Here is a 16,982-nt window from a genome sequence, read left to right on the forward strand (position 1 = left end):
TTCATCCGGGCCACCTCTAAAGGCGTCCGTCGACCTTGTCGCGGGGCAGGGCGGATTTGACATCGTACAGGACCGCGCCCGGCTTGCCGAACGCCCGCACACCGTCGGCTCCAAGCTCAAGGAACTGCTTGTGGGCGACGGCCAGAACCACGGCGCTATAGTCGCCGGCCTTCGGTTCGGGGGTGAGGGTCAGGCCATACTCATGCACCGCCTCGGCCGGATCGACCCAGGGGTCGTGGATGTCGATGTCGAGGCCATAGGCCTTCAGCTCATCGACCAAGTCCTTGACCTTGGTGTTGCGCAGGTCCGGGCAGTCTTCCTTGAAGGCCAGGCCGAGGACCAGCACCTTGGCCCCGATCGGATTGATGCCGCGGCCCAAGACGAGTTTGAGGATCTGGCTGGCGACATGGGCGGCCATGCCGTCGTTGATCCGCCGCCCGGCCAGGATGACCTCCGGATGGTGGCCGATCTCCTGGGCCTTGTGGGTCAGGTAGTAGGGGTCGACGCCGATGCAGTGGCCGCCGACCAGGCCCGGCCGGAAGGGCAGGAAGTTCCACTTCGTCCCGGCCGCCTGCAGCACCTCCAGGGTGTCGATGCCCATCTTGCCGAAGATCATGGCGATCTCGTTGATCAGGGCGATGTTCAGGTCGCGCTGGGTGTTCTCGATGACCTTGGCGGCCTCGGCCACCTTGATCGAGCTGGCCTTGTGGGTGCCGGCCGTCACCACCCGGGCGTAGAGGTCGTCGACCAGGGTGGCGGCCTCCTGCGTCGAGCCGGCGGTGACCTTGGTGATGGTGTCGAGGCGGTGCAGCTTGTCGCCGGGATTGGCCCGCTCGGGGCTGTAGCCGCAGAAGAAGTCCTTGTTGAAGGTCAAGCCCGACTTGGCTTCCAGGATCGGGACGCAAACCTCCTCGGTGCAGCCGGGATAGACGGTCGATTCATAGACCACCACGGCGCCGGGGGTCAGGTGGGCGCCGATGCTCTCGCTGGCCTTGCGAATGGCCGTCAGGTCGGGGCGCTTGGCCTCGTCGATCGGGGTCGGCACGGTGACGATGAAGATGTTGCGGCCGGCCAGGTCGGCGGGCTTGTCGCTGTAGGTCAGGCGGCTGGCGGCGGCCAGTTCGTCGGCGGTGACCTCCAGGGTGTGGTCGACGCCGCCCTTGAGGGCGGCGATGCGCGGGGCGGAAAGGTCGAGGCCCAGGGTGTCGAACTGCTTGCCGAACGCCACGGCCAGCGGCAGGCCGACGTAGCCAAGGCCGATGACCGCGATGCGCGCGTTGCTCAGGGACAGCATCGAAGAACTCCGGGCATCAGACTTGCAGGTTGCGGGGCGGCGTGTCGGCTGGATCGGCGCGGGGCGCCAGCATCAGGCCGCAGGCCAGGGCGAAGACGCACATCATCGCCGGCGAGCGCAGGGGATAGTCGACCAGGCTGTGGGTGAGCAAGAGGCCGATGACCAGGCTGGCGGCCCGCGCGCCGAGGCCGCCCTCCGCGCCTTGCGAGGTCCGATGCCGCCGCCAGGCCCGCAGCGTCTGGCGAGCGAACCAGAACAGGAAGGCGAGCATCACCGCCACCGCCAGCAGGCCGGCCTCGACCAGCAGCTCCAGCCAGTCGTCATGGGCGTGGTTGACGTAGGTGTTCTGCATCGCCGCCGGCGTCTCATGCATCATGTAGATCGGCACGAAACTGCCCAGCCCCGAGCCGAACGGGGCGTAGGTCCCGGCGGCGCCGGCCGCCACCTGGGCGGCCTGGAGGCGCAGGTCGCCGGTGAAGCCGCCCTCGAAACGATCGAAGGTCCCGGCGAAGAGGATGGGCGCCGACAGGGCGGCGAGGGCCAGCAGCATCACGCCGCCAGCCAGGATCAGCCGGCCACGGCCCTTGGCCAGGCCGGCGCGCCAGGCCATGGCGACGCCGCCCAGCAGGCTGAGGCCGAGCAGCAGGGCGCCGGCCCGCGACTGGGTCATGGCCACGCCCGTCGCCGCCAGCAGGATCAGCGCCAGCATCACGGCGATGCGCACCCTGCCCGTCGGCCGGCGCGCGGCGGCCTCCAGCGCTTCGAGGGTGGCGAACGGCACGACGCAGACGAACAGCGCCGCCAGATGGTTGCGGTTGGAGAAGAAGCCGACGGCCGGCTCGGGATTGGTCACCGCATAGAAGCGCAAGGGGCTGTCCGGGCCGCCAACCACCTGCAGGCCGCCCACCACGGCGCTGGCCACGGCCACGCCGAGGATCAGCAGCACCAGCTGGCGACGGCCGGGCTGGTCCAGGGTGCGAAGGCTGAGGAACAGGGCGGCGGCGGGGATCAGGGCCAGCAGGGCGGCGACGGTCGCCTGCGGCTTGAGACTGATCGGCGCCCAGCCCGGGGCGATCCCGGCGGCGGCGAGATCGGCGACGAAGGGCGCGCGGCCCGGCAGGGCGGTCCACAGGGCCGGCGGCAGGGGAATGAGCTGGATCAGCCCGACCCCGAAACAACCGGCCAGAATCGCGAAGGCCAGGCGTTCGGACGGCTCAGGGGCGCGATCCCGCAGGCGCCAGATGGCCCAGCCCAGCAGCGGCAAGGCGAGCAGGCCGACGATATCGGGAGCGATCACCTCTTCCCGGGTCGCCCCGCCAAGCAGCAGGGCCAGCAACAGGAAGCCGGCGCAGGCAAAAGAAAAGAGCCGCGAGGTCATGGCGTTTTTGAAACGGCCCCTCGCGGCTCTTGACTATGCATCTCTAAAGCAGATCGGCCGGGGCCCAACTCCACAAGGAAGATTGGCCTACGGGGAAGACGGGTCGGCGCTGTTGTTCATCACAGCGGCGGTGACGCCGATGGTCACGACGCCGAAGGTCGCCCACAGCCAGAAGTCCCAGCCCTGTCCGGGCGGGTTGGTCGGGCCAGTGCCGTAGCCTTCCTGGTCGTCGGCGTAAGCGGCGCGGACGATGTTGCTGGAGCCGCCGGCGCAGGTCGCGGCGTCGCCGATGGTGGCCATCGAGCGGGCCGAGATGGCGACGCTGCAGCCCGAGCCGTAGGTGACGGTGGCCGAGCCATCCATCGCCATGACGCGATCACCGGCGCGGAGCACCGTCGAGGAGGTCACCGGCACATAGCGGCCGTTCTGATTCACCAGCACGGAGCCCTGCACGCCACCGAGGCGCGCGCCTTCGGCGGCCATGGCCACCTGGCCCGTGAGAAGCAGGCCGACCGAAGCGGCGACGATAACATTCCGGATCATTGCATACCCCTCAAAGCGACCTGCCCAGTGCGACGTTGCGCCACAGGACGATCTAGCCAATACCTCAGGCTCTCCGACACAGCAACCGGTCACCGACCGAAAACCCATGTTTTTTGAACCCCGCGCGGCGAATCTGCCACTGTTGTAAGCGCACTGTCGTCGAATGTGTTCCACGCTTAAAAAAGCGCCATTCAACCAAACTGTTACACGACGCTCGCGGCAATTTCCGTCGCCGGAAAATGTCGTATGAACGTCAAGCATTTCTTAACCGTCCGATACCCCTAAAACCCATTACGGGTATAAAAGTCGGGCGGTCATGACCTCTATACGCGCGACTCTCGCAAATGGATTTGATCCACATCACAACTTTCGCGCCACGCCCGAATGGGGGGCCAGATGGCCGAAGCCGGACCCCTCCGTCCGGGTTGTGCGCGGCCGTCGCTTACGGCAAGGGTGGGCCCTGGCGTCACGGCCGATAGGATTTTGAGCGGATGGCCCTGGACGGGGAGAACATCGACCCTGAAGTGGTCAGCGACTTCGGCGCCGAATGGGCCCGGTTCGACCAGGCCGGCATGGGCGAAGCCGAGACCCAGGCCCTGTTCGACCGCTACTTCGCCGTCTTCCCCTGGGAGTCGCTGCCCGCCAATCCGGTCGGTTTCGATCTCGGTTGCGGCAGCGGCCGCTGGGCCCGGCTGGTGGCGCAGCGGGTCGGAACCCTGCACTGCATCGACCCGGCCGAGGCCGCCCTGGCCGTGGCCAGGGCGAAACTCAGCGAGCAGCCGGGCGCCGTCTTCCACCATGCCGGGGTGGGGGCCATCCCCCTGGCCGACGGCTCGATGGACTTCGGCTATTCGCTGGGCGTGCTGCACCATGTGCCCGACACCGCCGCCGGCATCGCCAGCTGCGTCGCCAAGCTCAAGCCCGGCGCGCCGATGCTGCTGTATCTCTATTATGCGCTGGACGGCAAACCCTGGCTGTTCCGGGCCATCTGGCGGGCCTCCGACCTCGTTCGCCAGGTGGTCAGCGCCCTGCCCCGGCCGCTGAAGTTCGCCGTCTGCCAGCTGATCGCCGCCGTCGTCTACTGGCCGCTGGCCCGGCTGGCCGGCCTGCTGGAGAAGGCCGGGCTGAAGGTCGACGACCTGCCGCTGTCCGACTACCGCACCTTGAGCTTCTACAGCATGCGCACCGACGCCCTGGACCGCTTCGGCACCCGGCTGGAGCAGCGGTTCACCCGCGTCCAGATCGACGCCATGATGCGCGCGGCCGGGCTCGAGGACATCCGCTTCCTGGAGGGTCCGCCCTACTGGTGCGCCGTCGGCGTCAAGCGCTGAGCCGCCTTCGCATGACGGCGTTTCTGCACATTCTGCCCGAGGACGGGCTTGGCGGGGCCGAAATCGCGGCCCGCGCCGCCGCCGCCGCCTTGCCGGAGACGGTCACGGTCGCCGCCCTGGCCGGGCTTCCGGTCGCGCCCGAAATGGACAATGTCATCGCCCTGGGCGGCGGCCACCCTTTGAGCCCTGTCGCCGCCTGGCGGGCCGGACGGCTGGCGCGAAAGTATCCGGTGGCGGTCTTCTCGCTATGGAAATCGACCCTGGCCATGCTGGCCAGCGCCCTGCTGGCGCCAGGCACGCGGCGGGTGCTGTTCCTGCATTCCGACCGGCGGGTGCACCTGCCCGACACCCTGGCCACCTGGCTGGCCGGCTGGATGGCGGACGAGGTCTGGGGCGATTGCCAGCGCTCGCTTGACGGGGTGGCGCGGCTGAAGCGGGACGGCACGCCGAGCCGGGTCATCTCCTTCGTGCTCGGCCGGATGACGCCGACGCGGCGGACCGCGCCCCGGCCGCGGTTCATCTTCTGGGGCCGGCTCAATCCGCTGAAGCGCATCGACCGGGCCATCGACCTTTTCGCCCACCTGGCCAAGGACCGCCCCGAGGCGCGGCTGCTGCTGATCGGACCGGACGCCGGCAGCGAGGCGGCCCTGCGGGCGCAGGTCGCCGCGCTCGGCCTGGAGGACAGGGTGACCTTCGCCGGGCCCAAGTCCCTGGCCGAGATCGCCGCCCTGTCGGCCGACTACGACATCTTCCTGCAGCTCAGCGAGCAGGAGGGGGCGGCGATGTCGCTGATCGAAGCGATGCAGCTGGGCCTCGTCCCCGTCGTCACGCCGGTGGGCGAGATGGGCGGCTATGTGCGGCCGCTGGAGACGGGGGTGATCTATGAGAGCGCCGGGCAGGCCGCCGCCGATCTGGAACGCATTCTCGGCGACGACGCCCTTTTCTCGGCGATCAGCGCCGCGGCGGTCGACCACTGGGCCGGTCGGCGGCTATATCAGGAAGACGTTGCGGCGGCCGCCGAGGCCTTGGCTGGACAGAAGAGGTAGGCGTCATGTGCGGCATCGCCGGTCTCTATGCGGCGCGTGAACCCAGGCTGGCCGGCAAGGCCGCCCTGACCGCCATGCTGGACGCCCTCTATCACCGCGGGCCGGACAGCGAAGGCGTCTGGACCGAGCCAGAGGCCGGCATCGGCTTTGGCCAGCGGCGCCTGGCCGTCATCGACCTCTCCGAGGCGGGCCTGCAGCCGATGGTGAGCGCCAGCGGTCGCTGGGTGATCAACTACAACGGCGAGATCTTCAACTATCTGGACGTCCGCGCCGAGCTGGAGGCCTGCGGCGGCGCGCCGAACTGGCGCGGCCATTCCGACACCGAGGTGCTGGTCGAGGCCGTCGAGCACTGGGGCCTGGAGGGCGCCCTGGAGCGGATCGAGGGCCAGTTCGCCATCGCCCTGTGGGACCGCCAGGAGCGCCGGCTGCACCTGATCCGCGACCGCTTCGGGGAGAAGCCGCTCTACTACGGCTGGGTCGGCGGGGCGCTGGCCTTCGGCTCGGAGCTGAAGGCGCTGCGCACCCTCCCCGGTTTTCCGACGGCCATGGACGCCGACGCCCTGTCCAGCTTCCTGCGCTATGGCTACGTGCCCCATCCCTGGTCGATCTGGCGGGGCGTCTTCAAGCTGCCGCCCGGCGGCCGGATCAGCTTTGGGCCGGAAGACGCGGTCGGCGAGCTGCCGGCGCCCGTCCGCTACTGGGACCCCGACCAGGCCATCCTCGCAGCCCTCGAACGGCCCTGGACGGGCGGCGAGGACGAGGCGGTCGAGGCGCTCGACGCCCTGCTGAACGAGACGGTCGGCACAAGGATGATCGCCGACGTGCCGCTCGGGGCCCTGCTGTCGGGCGGCGTCGATTCCTCGGCCATCGTCGCCCAGATGGTCGCCCGCGGCGGCAAGGTGAAGACCTACACCATCGGCTTCGACGAGCCGGGCTTCAACGAGGCCGAGCACGCCAAGGCGGTCGCCCAGCACCTGGGGACGGAGCACACCGAGCATTACGTCACCGCCGCCGACTGCCTGGCCGTGGTGCCCAGGCTGCCGACCCTCTACGACGAGCCCTTCGCCGATTCCTCGCAGATCCCGACCTATCTGGTTTCCCAGCTGGCCCGGCGCGAGGTCACCGTGGCGCTGAGCGGCGACGCCGGCGACGAGATCTTCGGCGGCTACAACCGCTACTTCCACGCCCCCCGGCTGTGGGACAGGGTCGGCGGCCTGCCGCGTCCCCTGCGCGCCGCCGGGGCCGGAGCCCTGCGCAGCCTGTCGCCTGACGGCTGGAACAGGGTCACCGGCGCCCTCGCCGGCGTCCTGCCGGCCGAGCTGACCGGCGGCCGGGCCGGCGAGAAGGCCCACAAGTTCGCCAGCGTGCTGGGGGCCGCCAACCGCGACGACTACCACATGGGCCTGCTCAGCCAGTGGACCCATCCCGAGGCCGTGGCCAGGAGCGGCGCGCGGGGCCTGCGCCTGCCCGAGGACAGGCAACCGCCGGAAGCCCTGGCCGGCTTCGCCCGCCGGGCCATGGCGGTGGATACCCGCAACTACCTGCCCGACGACGTGCTGGCCAAGGTCGACCGCGCCGCCATGGGCGTCAGCCTGGAGGCCCGCGCCCCCTTCCTCGACCGCAAGGTGCTCGACTTCGCCTGGCGCCTGCCGATGGAGATGAAGATCACCGGCGGCAAGGGAAAGCATATCCTGCGCCGTGTCCTCGACCGCCATGTGCCCCGCGCGCTGATCGAACGGCCCAAGCAGGGCTTCGCCGTCCCCATCGGCCGCTGGATGCGCACCGAGCTGCGCGACTGGGCCGAGAGCCTGCTCAGCGTCGAGGCCTTGAACCGCGAGGGCCTGTTCAATCCGGGGCCGGTGCGCGCCGTCTGGGACGAGCACGTCAGCGGCCGCCGCGACCACGACCTGCGCCTGTGGTCGGTGCTGACCGCCCAGGCCTGGGCGCAGGCCCAGCGGGACGCCGTCTCCGCCCCCGGCGTGGCGGCGTGAGCGCCGCTGGGGTGACGCAACCGGCCGCGCGTTCGCTTGAAGGGGTGGCCATCGCCCTGTTCGGCAACACCGACTGGTATCTGTTCAACTTCCGCCTCTCGCTGATCCGGCGCCTGCGCGACGAGGGGGCGCGGCTGCTGCTGATCTCGCCGCCCGGCGAGTATGGCGAGAAGCTGCGGGCCATGGGCTTCGACTGGCGGCCCCTGCCGATGGAGCGCCGCAGCCTCAACCCCTTGGCCGAGGCCCGGCTGCTGCTGCACATCGCCGGCCTGATGAAGGCCGAGCGCATCGCCATCATCCATGGCTTCACGATCAAGCCGGCCATCTACGCCGGCATCGCCGGGCGCCTCGCCGGCGTCACCGGCCGGGTCAGCGCCGTGGCCGGCATGGGCTTTGTGTTCATCAGCGACAGCCTCAAGGCCCGGATGCTGCGCCCCGTCGTCCGCACCCTGGCCTGGCTGGCGTTCGGCGGACCGCGCGCCCGGCTTATCGTCCAGAACCCCGACGACCGCGCCGCCTTCGTCGACACCCGCCTGGTCCACCCGGCCAAGGTCCACACCATCCCCGGCAGCGGCGTCGACCTGACCCGCTTCCAGATCACCCGCCGGGTACGGGGCGAAGGCGAGCCCCTCAAGGTGCTGCTGGCCGCCCGCATGCTGTGGGACAAGGGCCTGGCCGAGTTCGTCGAGGCCGCCCGTATCCTCAAGGCCGAGGGCCGCAACATCCGCTTCCTGCTGGCCGGCGAGCCCGACCCCGGCAACCCGGCCGCCTGCGCGCCCGAGGACCTGGCCGGCTGGACGGCCGAGGGCCTGGTCGAACACCTGGGCCACGTCGATGACATGCCCTTACTGCTGGCCGAGGTCGACGTCGTGGTCCTGCCCAGCTACCGCGAGGGCCTGCCCAAGACCCTGATCGAAGCGGCCGGCTGCGCCCTGCCGCTGGTCACCACCGACGTGCCCGGCTGCCGCGAGGTGGTCACCCATGAGGAGGACGGCTTGCTGGTCACGGTGCGCGAGCACCAGGGCCTGGTGGAGGCCATCGGCCGGCTCGACGACGACCCCGACCTGCGCCGGCGCCTCGGGCTGGCGGCGCGGGAGAAGGCTCTGCGGCTGTTCGACGAACAGATCGTCCTGGCGCGGACGCTGGAGGTCTACCGCGAGCTGCTGGCGGGTTAGCCCGGGCCTATCGAAGCGGCCAACCATTATACCGCCGATCACGGGGGAAGGGGCGATCGCGCCCTATGGCCTTTGAAAACATTGGCGGTTTCGCGCCCGCCGGTTGGCTGAGGCGCGGCGAATGTGGCCCCGGGCGTGGGTCGCGGCGGTGGCCAAACGTTGTCGGATGTTGGCCGGATTGTCGTCGCCTGACCAACCTTTGGCCGTGGCTTCCGGCGCGCCGCCTGGCCCGCGCCCATGAGGGCCAGAATGAATATGTCTAGACATATTCATCGGGGTGGAGGGCGGTGCTGTCGGCGAATTAACTTGGGCCGCTTGACCAGCCGTGGTCCCTTTCGGCGACTTTCGAGAGGGCTCCCCATGCGCAGCATCATCGCCGCGACCCTGTTCCTGCTGGCCATCGCCGGCTCGGCGAAGGCGGCCGAGGCCACGGTGAAAGCTTTTCCGGCCGGGCCGCTGAACGCCTTCCCGCTCGACAGCGTGCGCGGGGTGCAGAGCCTGATGCTGCACAATGTGGCGGTCATCAACACCACCGGCGCCCCGGTCACCCTCGCCAGCCTGGAGTTCGAACTGCTGCGCGGCGGCGAGGCGGTCGAGCGGCGCACCCTGGGGCCGGCCGATCTGGCGCGGCTGTCGGCTGGAGGGGCGGGGCTGCAACAGGCCGGCATGGTTGAGGCGGTCGGCTTCCAGTTCGGCGATGTGCTCGGCAAGCCGGCGGCGAAGCTCAGCGCCACCGCCACCCTGGCGCCCGGCGAGGGCCTGCTGGTCACCTCCCAGGTGCTCAGCTTCAGCGGCCAGCGCGAGGCGGTCCGCGTCACCGCGCGGGGCCCCGACGGCGCCGTCGTCGCCCGCCTGTCGATCCCGGTCATCGTCGCCCAGCCGCCAGCCCGCTATCGTTTCCCGCTGCAGGGCGCCTTCTACGTCGCGGCCGGCCCCAGCCTGAACACCCACCACCGCTGGGCCGTGCCGGAGGAGTTCGCCCTCGACATCGGCCAGATCGGAGCCGGCCACCGCACCTACCGCACCGACGGCCTGCATTTCGCCGACTACCTGGTCTATGGCCTGCCGGTCCTGGCCGCCGCCGACGGCGAGGTGGTCAAGGTCGTCGATCGCTGGGGCGAGGACGAGGGCCTGATCCGCAAGGCCAGTGAGACCCAGCAGGCCTATTACGAGCGCATCGTGACGGCGCAGAACACCCGCCTGGTCGCCGAAGGCGCGGAAGTGCTGGCTGGCAACGCCGTCGTCATCCGCCACGCCTGGGGCGAATACAGCGTCTACGGCCACCTCAAGCCCGGCTCGGTGAAGGTCAAGGTCGGCCAGGCGGTGAAGGCCGGCGAGGTGCTGGCGGCGGTCGGCAGTTCAGGGTCATCGACGGAGCCTCACCTGCACTTCCACATCTGCGACGGGCCGAGCGCCCTGAACTGCGTCGGCAAGCCGGCGACGTTCAGCAATGTGGAGAACCCGATGGCCCTGCTGCCGGGACCGATCCAGAGTGGGGACCTGGTGGAGACGAAGTAGGGTTTGCATTGTTTTTGAACGATTATCCCACATTTGGTCAATTTCTATTTTTGTGGGATAAATGGGTGATGATCCGGCCCTTCACAGACGAGCAATCCCGAACGCTGATCAATCTTGAGCAGCAGTACCAAGTTTGGATGGAGGCGGAGCAGAGTCTCGCCGCCCTGCCTTACGACCTCCGTCGCAAGACCGTCGGCGACAAGGCCTATCTCTATGAAATCAACGACCGCGGCGGAAACGGTCGAAGCCTGGGCCCCTGGACCGACGAACTTGCGCGCAGGCTGGAGGACTACAGGTCTGCCAAAGAGGTGGCCAAAGCCCGGCGGGCCACCGCCCGCATTGCGCTGGACGAGACCGCGCGGATCTGCCGGGCCCTGCGCGTTCCGCTGCTACCGACGGAAGCGGGAGCGATCGTGCGCGAGGCCGACCGGCGCGGCCTTCTGGGCGAGCATCTGCTGGTGATCGGCACGAATGCCATGACAGCCTACAGCATCGAGGCGGGCGGCTTCATCCCGGCGCCGACGGAAACGCAGGATTTCGACCTCGCCTGGTCGTCCACGGCGACGCCGTCGGACGCGCCAGCGGTCTGGGAGATGCTGAAGGCGGTCGATCCCACCTATACCGTCAACATGGAGCGCTCATTCCAGGCGCGGAACGCCAAGGCCTACGAGGTCGAACTGCTGGTGGCGCCCTCTCGCGCCTCCAGCTTGGCGCGACTGGACAAACCACGCCCTGTTTCGTTGCCGGAACAGGAGTGGTTGCTCAACGGCAGAGTCGTCGATCGCGTCACGGTCTGTCGGGACGGATCACCGGCCCGAATCGTGGCCCCTGACCCTCGCTGGTTCGCCTTGCACAAGCTGTGGATGTCACGCCAGGCCAAGCGCGCGCCCTTGAAGCGGGGCAAGGACGGCCAGCAGGGCGTCGCCCTTCTGAACGCAGTTGACCTGGCGATGCCGCAGTACCCCTTGGACCCGGCATTCGAGGCCGCGCTCCCAGCCGAGCTGGCCGGGGTCTATGCCGATTGGCTGCCACAGCGGCCGAAGCCGGCGGCGCCCCGGTGGTAGCGCCCCTAGAGCAGGGCGCGATTTGATGGAATCAATTCGCTTGCTCTAGCTTTTCCGTTGGCGCGCGTTTGATCCGATAACCGGTTCCCACTTATCGGAACGCCCCCTACCGCGTGATCTTCAGATCGTCGAACCAGGCCTCGCCCTCCGACCGCCCGCGCCCCGGCGACGACAGCGTCAGCCACTGCGCCTGGCAGCCGGGCGGCACATCCACCGTGCCCGCGAAGGTCGTCCACCCGGTCGTGCCCGACAGGCTGGTCCCCGGATCGACGATGGCGGCGTTGCGTTCGGCGCAGCGGAAACCCCAGACCAGGGGGCGGGCCACGGAGATGCCGTCGGCTTTCCAGCGGCCGGTCAGGGTGTGGCGGCCGGGGGGCAGGGCGAGCAGCTGGCGGGCCAGGACGCCGGGTGACTGGGCCTGGGTGAAGCGCAGATAGAGGGCCTTGCCATCGCCGTCGGTCTTGGGCGCCGGCTCGGCGATGACGCCGGTGCGGTCGAAATACTGCCAGTTGAACGGGGCGGGGCCGGGCAGGCCCTCGAAGCCGCCGTCGTAGGGGTCGGCCAGGTTGGCGATGCCCTCGGGCGGCAACAGCTGGGCCCAGACCAGGAAGGCGGCCGGGTACTGGTCGTCCTTGACCAGCCGGTTGACCAGGGCGCCGGCCTCGATCTCGCTTGGTGGCTTCTTGCCCTTGGCCATGGCGGTGAACAGGGCCATGGCGGCGCCGGGATTGTCGCCGGTGCGCGCCATGTTGAGCAGGAACGCCCCCCGCCAGGGCGGATCGCCGTCGAGCCGGGCGGCGAGCAGTTCGGCCCCGCCGGGGGCCGCCGCTAGCCGGCCCAGCTGCCGCTCCATCGCACCGCGCAGCGACACCGGCCAGGCCCTGAGCAGGCCGTCGGCCCGGTCGGCGGCCTCGGCCAGCTTGCCCTTCTCCAGGCGATCGGCGACCAGCCAGGCGACGGCCGGGATGTCACGCTTCATGTGGTCGCCGGCGACGGTCATCAGCCGGTCGCGCGTGGCCGGATCGCCGGCCGCGAAGGCCAGGGTGCGGTAGGCGGACCCCGACGTCGGATCGCGCCTCAACGCCGCCAGGGCCAGGCGGCGGGCGGCGGCGGTCTCGCGCCGTTCCAGCCGGCGCTCGGCCAGCCTGGCCATGGCCTCGGCGTCGGACGGCCGCCAGGCCAGGGCCTGGGCCGGATGCTCCTGGGTCAGGGCGTCGGCGGCGGCCCGCTGGACGATCAGGGTCCCCAACCCCAGGCCGCCCAGCGCCAGCACGGCCGCCAGGACCACGTCGCGCCAGGGGAAGACCCGCTTGGGCGGCTCTGGCGGGACGGGCGGCACGACCCGCAGGATCGGCCGTTCCCGCTCTCGGCTGGCGCGCGCGTCCGGCGTCGGCATGGATCAGCCCTTGTTGCGGCCCAGCTTCTTGGTGTCGTTGTTGCCGTACTCGTAATTGTAGGCGTAGCCGTAGCCGTAGCCGTACCCGTAGCCATAGCCGGCCGCCTTGAGGCTGAACTTGGACAGCAGGGCGCCGAGGATGCGGGCGTGGCCGAGGTCGAGGCGGCGCAGGGCCGCCTTGGCCAGGCCCTGGCGGGTGGTGCCGGCCTCGATGACCAGGATGGTGCCGGCCACCGAAGAGGCCAGCAGCGGGGCGTCGGCCAGGCCCATCACCGGCGGACCGTCGATGACCAGGAGGTCGAAGTGCTGCTGGGCCTCGGCGACCAGGGCGCGGATGCGGGCCCCGGCCAGCAGTTCGGCCGGGTTGGGCGGCAGCGGACCGCAGGGGATGAAGGCCAGGTTCGGCTGGTCGGTGGCCTGGGCCAGCTCGATCAGGGTCGCCGAGCCGGTCAGGTAGTTCGACAGGCCGGCGCTGGAGTCGGCGCGCAGGGTGCGGTGCAGGGACGGGTTGCGCAGGTCGCTGTCGACCAGCAGCACGTTCATGCCCAGCTTGGCGAAGTTCTTGGCCAGGGCCACCGAGGTGGTCGACTTGCCTTCCGACGGCCGGGCCGAGGTGACCAGGATGTTCCGCGGCACGCCCTCGTTGGTCGAGAACTGCAGCGCCGTGCGCACCGAGTAGTAGGCCTCGGAGAAGGCGCTGCGCGGATCGGCCATGGCCTCTTCCGGGGTGACGCCCTTGTCGAGCATCGGGATGGCGCCGAGCAGCGGCATGCCCAGCTTGCCCTCGATGTCCTCGGGGACCTTGATGGTCTCATCGAGGCTTTCGAGGCCGAAGGCGGCGCCCAGGCCGAGCAGCAGGCCGATACCGCTGGCGATCAACAGGTTGATCAGCATGTTGGGCTTGTAGGGGCTGCGCGGGGTCTGGGCCCCGTCGACGACGGAGACGTTGTTGGAGCCGACGCCGCCGGCGACGCCGATGTCCTTGTAGCGCTGCAGCAGCCCGTCATAGAGGGTGCGGTTGGTGTCCACGTCGCGCTGCAGGATGTTGTACTGGATCGAGCGGTTGCGCAGGTCCATGACCCCCGACTTCAGGCCCGAGACCTGACCCTGGAGCGAGGCCTCCTGGTTGCGGGCGATCTGGTACTGCTGCTGGATCGACTGGCGGACGTTGGCCGCCTCGCTGGCGATCGACTGGTCGATGTCGGCGACCTGGCCGCGGATGGCGATCAGGGCCGGCCATTCCTCGCCGTACTGGGTGGCCATCTGGGCGGCCTGGGCCTTCAGCACGGCCTGCTGCTGGCGCAGGGTCTGGATGGTCGGGCTGCCGACCACTTCCGGCAGGCTCATGATCGCGCCCGACTGGGCCTGGCGCCACTTCTGCTCGGCGTTGATGCGGGCGCTCTTGGCCATGCCGAGCGCGGTGTTCATTGCCACCAGGTCGGTGGCGGTCAGCGAGGTGCTGGCCGTCTGCTCGGCCCCGCCGCCGCCGGGCGTTCCGGTGGCGCCGGCCGGGGTGACGTTGATGATGCCCTGGCTTTGGGCGTAGGCGACGAGGGCCTTTTCAGACTCCTCCAGCTTGACCTTGGCCTCGGCCAGCTTGTCCTGCAGGAAGTCGCGGGCGTCGTTGGAGGCCTCGAACCGGCGGTTCATGTTGAAGCGCACGTACTGCTCGGCGAACTGGTTGGCGACCCGCGAGGCGATGGCCGGGTTGGGGCTCTCGTAGGAGATCTTGACCAGCCGCGAATTGCGCACCGGCTCGATGGTGATGCCGGCCATCAACAGGGCCGTCGCCTGCCGCTCGCGCGCCGCCAGCGGGGCGGTCAGGTTGGCGGCCTGGGTCTTGTTGCGGCCCAGCAGCTTGTTGAGAGCGTCCTTCAGGCCGGACGGCTTGGACTGGTTCATGAAGTTGGGGTCGGCGGCCAGGTTTTCCTTCTGCACCACCCGCAGCGCCAGCGTGCGGCTCTTCAGCTGGCCGTACATGGTCTGGTAGAATTCCAGGTTGCGGCTGTCGTCCGGCGTCACCTGCTCGATGTTGGTGATGTTGGCCACCTCGCGGTCGATCTGGATCATCGTCGTGGCGCGATAGATCGGCGTCGTCAGCAGGGTGAAGATCAGGCCGAGGATCAGCATCACCCCGACCGCGCCGGCGATGACCAGCCGGTGCTTGACCAGCACATGCCAGTAGGCCAGCAGGTTGATCTCGGGCGCGAGGCCCTGCTGTTCGTCAAAGCGGGCGTTGGCGGGGGCCAGGGCCCGGCCGCCGCGCACCACCAGCGGCCGGGGCATGGCCGTGGTCAGGTAGGTCCGGCCTTCCGGCTCGCCATCCCAGGTCTCGTCATTGTCGCGGCGGTTCATTCGTCCTCAAGCCCCTTCACCGGCCCAAGCCAGGGCGCGGCGTCTATTCCGTTCAAACTGTTCTAGAGCCCGTCAGGCGGAAGTGACTACGGTTCCGCCGCCCGGACGGGCTCTTCTCTCTTATAGTCGGACCCGTTCTGTCCGGATCACATGCCTCATGTGATCCGGACAGAACGGGTCTGGCGACCGATGCGATCAGAGCACCGGCACGAACATGCCGATCAGCGGCACCGCCGAGATCACATCGCGCCACAGGGTCTTGCCGCCCGAGCGGTCCACGAAGACCACGTCGTTGGCGTAGATCTGCGGGTCGTCCATCTTGCCGGTGCGAATCTGGTCGAGATCGAAGACCGCCACCATCCGCTGGCCGTTGACCACCCGGAAGACAGCCACCTTCTTCTGGTTGGCCTCGCGGTTGACGCCGCGGGCCATGGCCACCGACTGCACCAGGGTGGTCTTGCCGATCAGCGGATAGACGCCGGGCTGGCCGACGGCGCCGTCGACGGTGACCTTCTGGCTGGCGAACTCCTTCACCGCCACGGTCACCTCCGGCGACTTCAGGTAGCGGTTCTTCAGGCGGTCGACGATCTCGGTGCGGATTTCGGTCACCGTCTTGCCGGCCACCGGCACCGAACCGATCAGCGGCATGCCGATCTGGCCGGCGGCGTCGACCTGGACCACGCGGGTCAGGTCGGGGGCCTGGTAGACGTTGATGTCGAGGGTGTCCATGGGCCCGACCCGGTACTCCTCGGCGCCGACGACGGCGCGGGTGGGATCGGGCGGCGGCATGGCCGTTCCATAGATCGCGCCGTCGGCCATCTTGCCGGACCCACCGGTCGAACAGGCGACAAGCAACAGGCTGCTCGCCAGCGCAAAAACCAGGGCACGGATCATGAATAGCTCCCCACTGCGTAATTCTGACGCATCATAGCCTCGTCAGGCCGCTTTAAACAAACGCCGCAGGAAGCCCAATCCCGTCGCGGCCTTCGGCGCCCCGACCGCGCCGGGCAGCATCGATGGCGGCTGGTTCTCGAGGACGGCCCGCGGCCGGGTGACGACCATGTCGATGGCCGCCTGCTCGCCCAGGCGCTGGGCGACCGCGTCGCGGGCCGGCGACAGCAGCGGGCGGCGGTTTCTCATGTTGTGGGCGTCGGTGGCCAGGATATGGACCAGGCCCTCGTCCAGCATGCGCTCGGACCAGTATTGCGGCCGCTTGCCGAACCGGCCGGTCACGGACCCTGACGTAAGCTGCATCCAGGCCCCGGCCTTGGCGATGCGGACCATGGTCTCGTAGTGGCTCTCGATCCAGTGCAGGCGCTCTGGATGGGTGATGATCGGGTGGTAGCCGGCGGCCATGGCCGCGAACACCGTGTCCTCGATGCGCGGCGGGGCGGTGTGGTGCGGCGGCTCGAACAGGAAGTAGCGGGTGTCGCCGAGGCTGAGGATCCGGCCGTTGCGCAGCCCCTGCACCAGGTCGACGCACAGCTGCACGTCGGCGCCGGTGGTCAGCTTGAGGGGGATTTCCTCGCGGTCCAGCTCGACCTGCAGGGCGGCGACCGCCTTGCGGATCTGCGGGCCGGTGTTTTCGTACAACCCCGGGAAGATGTGCGGCGTGCAGGCGACGACCTTGATGCCGTCCTCGACGGCGCAACGGGCCATGGCCAGTGACGTCTCGAGATCGGGGGCCCCGTCGTCGATGCCGGGAACCATGTGGCAGTGAAGGTCGATCAAACCCGCAACTCCAAAACCAAGCCCTTCGCGGACCTCGACCTGCAGGCGCGCGGAAGCGCGCGCGCCTGAAAGTTATGACGCCCGCCCACCCGACGCTGCGTTATCCTGCCGCACCCCGGAGAGGTCAAGGCGCAAACAGCGTTACCGCAAGCCTGTTGCG

At 69.5% G+C, this 16,982-nt stretch carries 13 protein-coding genes; 6 read left to right on the forward strand and 7 right to left on the reverse strand.

Annotated features, from left to right (window positions below):
* Positions 1 to 16 precede the first annotated feature (16 nt).
* The 3 genes from AC1RSK_RS12355 to AC1RSK_RS12365 all read right to left on the reverse strand — a co-directional run bounded on the left by AC1RSK_RS12355 (position 17) and on the right by AC1RSK_RS12365 (position 3,215).
* Entirely contained in the window at positions 17 to 1,294 is a 1,278-nt protein-coding gene (locus AC1RSK_RS12355) for a nucleotide sugar dehydrogenase (protein WP_492907846.1), read from the reverse strand.
* Between the two features lie 16 nt (positions 1,295 to 1,310).
* Positions 1,311 to 2,672 carry an O-antigen ligase family protein gene (locus AC1RSK_RS12360; RefSeq protein ID WP_492907847.1) on the reverse strand — a complete coding sequence of 454 codons (1,362 nt, stop codon included), beginning with the start codon at positions 2,670 to 2,672 and terminating at the stop codon, positions 1,311 to 1,313.
* A gap of 87 nt (positions 2,673 to 2,759) precedes the next feature.
* A complete protein-coding gene (locus tag AC1RSK_RS12365; RefSeq protein ID WP_492907848.1) occupies positions 2,760 to 3,215 on the reverse strand; it encodes a hypothetical protein in 456 nt (151 codons plus the stop codon).
* Positions 3,216 to 3,706: 491 nt separating this feature from the next.
* On the opposite strand from AC1RSK_RS12365, the gene AC1RSK_RS12370 reads away from it, so the two are divergent.
* From AC1RSK_RS12370 to AC1RSK_RS12395, 6 genes are all read left to right on the forward strand, one after another.
* Positions 3,707 to 4,546 (forward strand): class I SAM-dependent methyltransferase, encoded by an 840-nt coding sequence (locus AC1RSK_RS12370; RefSeq protein WP_492907849.1) that lies wholly within the window; start codon positions 3,707 to 3,709, stop codon positions 4,544 to 4,546.
* 11 nt (positions 4,547 to 4,557) lie between these two features.
* A complete protein-coding gene (locus tag AC1RSK_RS12375; RefSeq protein WP_492907850.1) occupies positions 4,558 to 5,592 on the forward strand; it encodes a glycosyltransferase in 1,035 nt (344 codons plus the stop codon).
* Between the two features lie 5 nt (positions 5,593 to 5,597).
* Positions 5,598 to 7,583 (forward strand): asparagine synthase (glutamine-hydrolyzing), encoded by a 1,986-nt coding sequence (gene asnB, locus AC1RSK_RS12380; RefSeq protein WP_492907851.1) that lies wholly within the window; start codon positions 5,598 to 5,600, stop codon positions 7,581 to 7,583.
* Entirely contained in the window at positions 7,580 to 8,758 is a 1,179-nt protein-coding gene (locus tag AC1RSK_RS12385) for a glycosyltransferase family 4 protein (RefSeq protein ID WP_492907852.1), read from the forward strand. The genes asnB and AC1RSK_RS12385 overlap by 4 nt, the downstream gene beginning before the upstream one ends.
* Positions 8,759 to 9,118: 360 nt before the next feature.
* Positions 9,119 to 10,276: a M23 family metallopeptidase gene (locus AC1RSK_RS12390; protein ID WP_492907853.1), complete on the forward strand. Its 1,158-nt coding sequence runs from the start codon at positions 9,119 to 9,121 to the stop codon at positions 10,274 to 10,276.
* 68 nt (positions 10,277 to 10,344) lie between these two features.
* A complete protein-coding gene (locus AC1RSK_RS12395) occupies positions 10,345 to 11,340 on the forward strand; it encodes a GSU2403 family nucleotidyltransferase fold protein (RefSeq protein WP_492907854.1) in 996 nt (331 codons plus the stop codon).
* 106 nt (positions 11,341 to 11,446) lie between these two features.
* Here the strand turns inward: AC1RSK_RS12395 and AC1RSK_RS12400 are convergent, their stop codons facing one another.
* From AC1RSK_RS12400 to AC1RSK_RS12415, 4 genes are all read right to left on the reverse strand, one after another.
* Positions 11,447 to 12,736, reverse strand: a complete 1,290-nt coding sequence (locus AC1RSK_RS12400) for a hypothetical protein (protein ID WP_492907855.1) — start codon at positions 12,734 to 12,736, stop codon at positions 11,447 to 11,449.
* 3 nt (positions 12,737 to 12,739) lie between these two features.
* A complete protein-coding gene (locus tag AC1RSK_RS12405) occupies positions 12,740 to 15,091 on the reverse strand; it encodes a GumC family protein (protein WP_492907856.1) in 2,352 nt (783 codons plus the stop codon).
* A 195-nt stretch (positions 15,092 to 15,286) separates the two neighbouring features.
* Entirely contained in the window at positions 15,287 to 15,985 is a 699-nt protein-coding gene (locus AC1RSK_RS12410; RefSeq protein WP_492907857.1) for a polysaccharide biosynthesis/export family protein, read from the reverse strand.
* A 42-nt stretch (positions 15,986 to 16,027) separates the two neighbouring features.
* Complete coding sequence (locus AC1RSK_RS12415) at positions 16,028 to 16,822, reverse strand: tyrosine-protein phosphatase (RefSeq protein WP_492907858.1); 795 nt, start codon at positions 16,820 to 16,822, stop codon at positions 16,028 to 16,030.
* Positions 16,823 to 16,982: the final 160 nt, after the last annotated feature.

Source organism: Caulobacter sp. GW821-FHT11A05 (genome assembly GCF_058809015.1).

Coding starts and splice junctions, on each gene's coding strand:
- AC1RSK_RS12355 (WP_492907846.1), bottom strand. CDS start 1,294: ATGCTGTCCCTGAGCAACGCGCGCATCGCGGTCATCGGCCTTGGCTAC.
- AC1RSK_RS12360 (WP_492907847.1), bottom strand. CDS start 2,672: ATGACCTCGCGGCTCTTTTCTTTTGCCTGCGCCGGCTTCCTGTTGCTG.
- AC1RSK_RS12365 (WP_492907848.1), bottom strand. CDS start 3,215: ATGATCCGGAATGTTATCGTCGCCGCTTCGGTCGGCCTGCTTCTCACG.
- AC1RSK_RS12370 (WP_492907849.1), top strand. CDS start 3,707: ATGGCCCTGGACGGGGAGAACATCGACCCTGAAGTGGTCAGCGACTTC.
- AC1RSK_RS12375 (WP_492907850.1), top strand. CDS start 4,558: ATGACGGCGTTTCTGCACATTCTGCCCGAGGACGGGCTTGGCGGGGCC.
- asnB (WP_492907851.1), top strand. CDS start 5,598: ATGTGCGGCATCGCCGGTCTCTATGCGGCGCGTGAACCCAGGCTGGCC.
- AC1RSK_RS12390 (WP_492907853.1), top strand. CDS start 9,119: ATGCGCAGCATCATCGCCGCGACCCTGTTCCTGCTGGCCATCGCCGGC.
- AC1RSK_RS12395 (WP_492907854.1), top strand. CDS start 10,345: ATGATCCGGCCCTTCACAGACGAGCAATCCCGAACGCTGATCAATCTT.
- AC1RSK_RS12400 (WP_492907855.1), bottom strand. CDS start 12,736: ATGCCGACGCCGGACGCGCGCGCCAGCCGAGAGCGGGAACGGCCGATC.
- AC1RSK_RS12405 (WP_492907856.1), bottom strand. CDS start 15,091: ATGAACCGCCGCGACAATGACGAGACCTGGGATGGCGAGCCGGAAGGC.
- AC1RSK_RS12410 (WP_492907857.1), bottom strand. CDS start 15,985: ATGATCCGTGCCCTGGTTTTTGCGCTGGCGAGCAGCCTGTTGCTTGTC.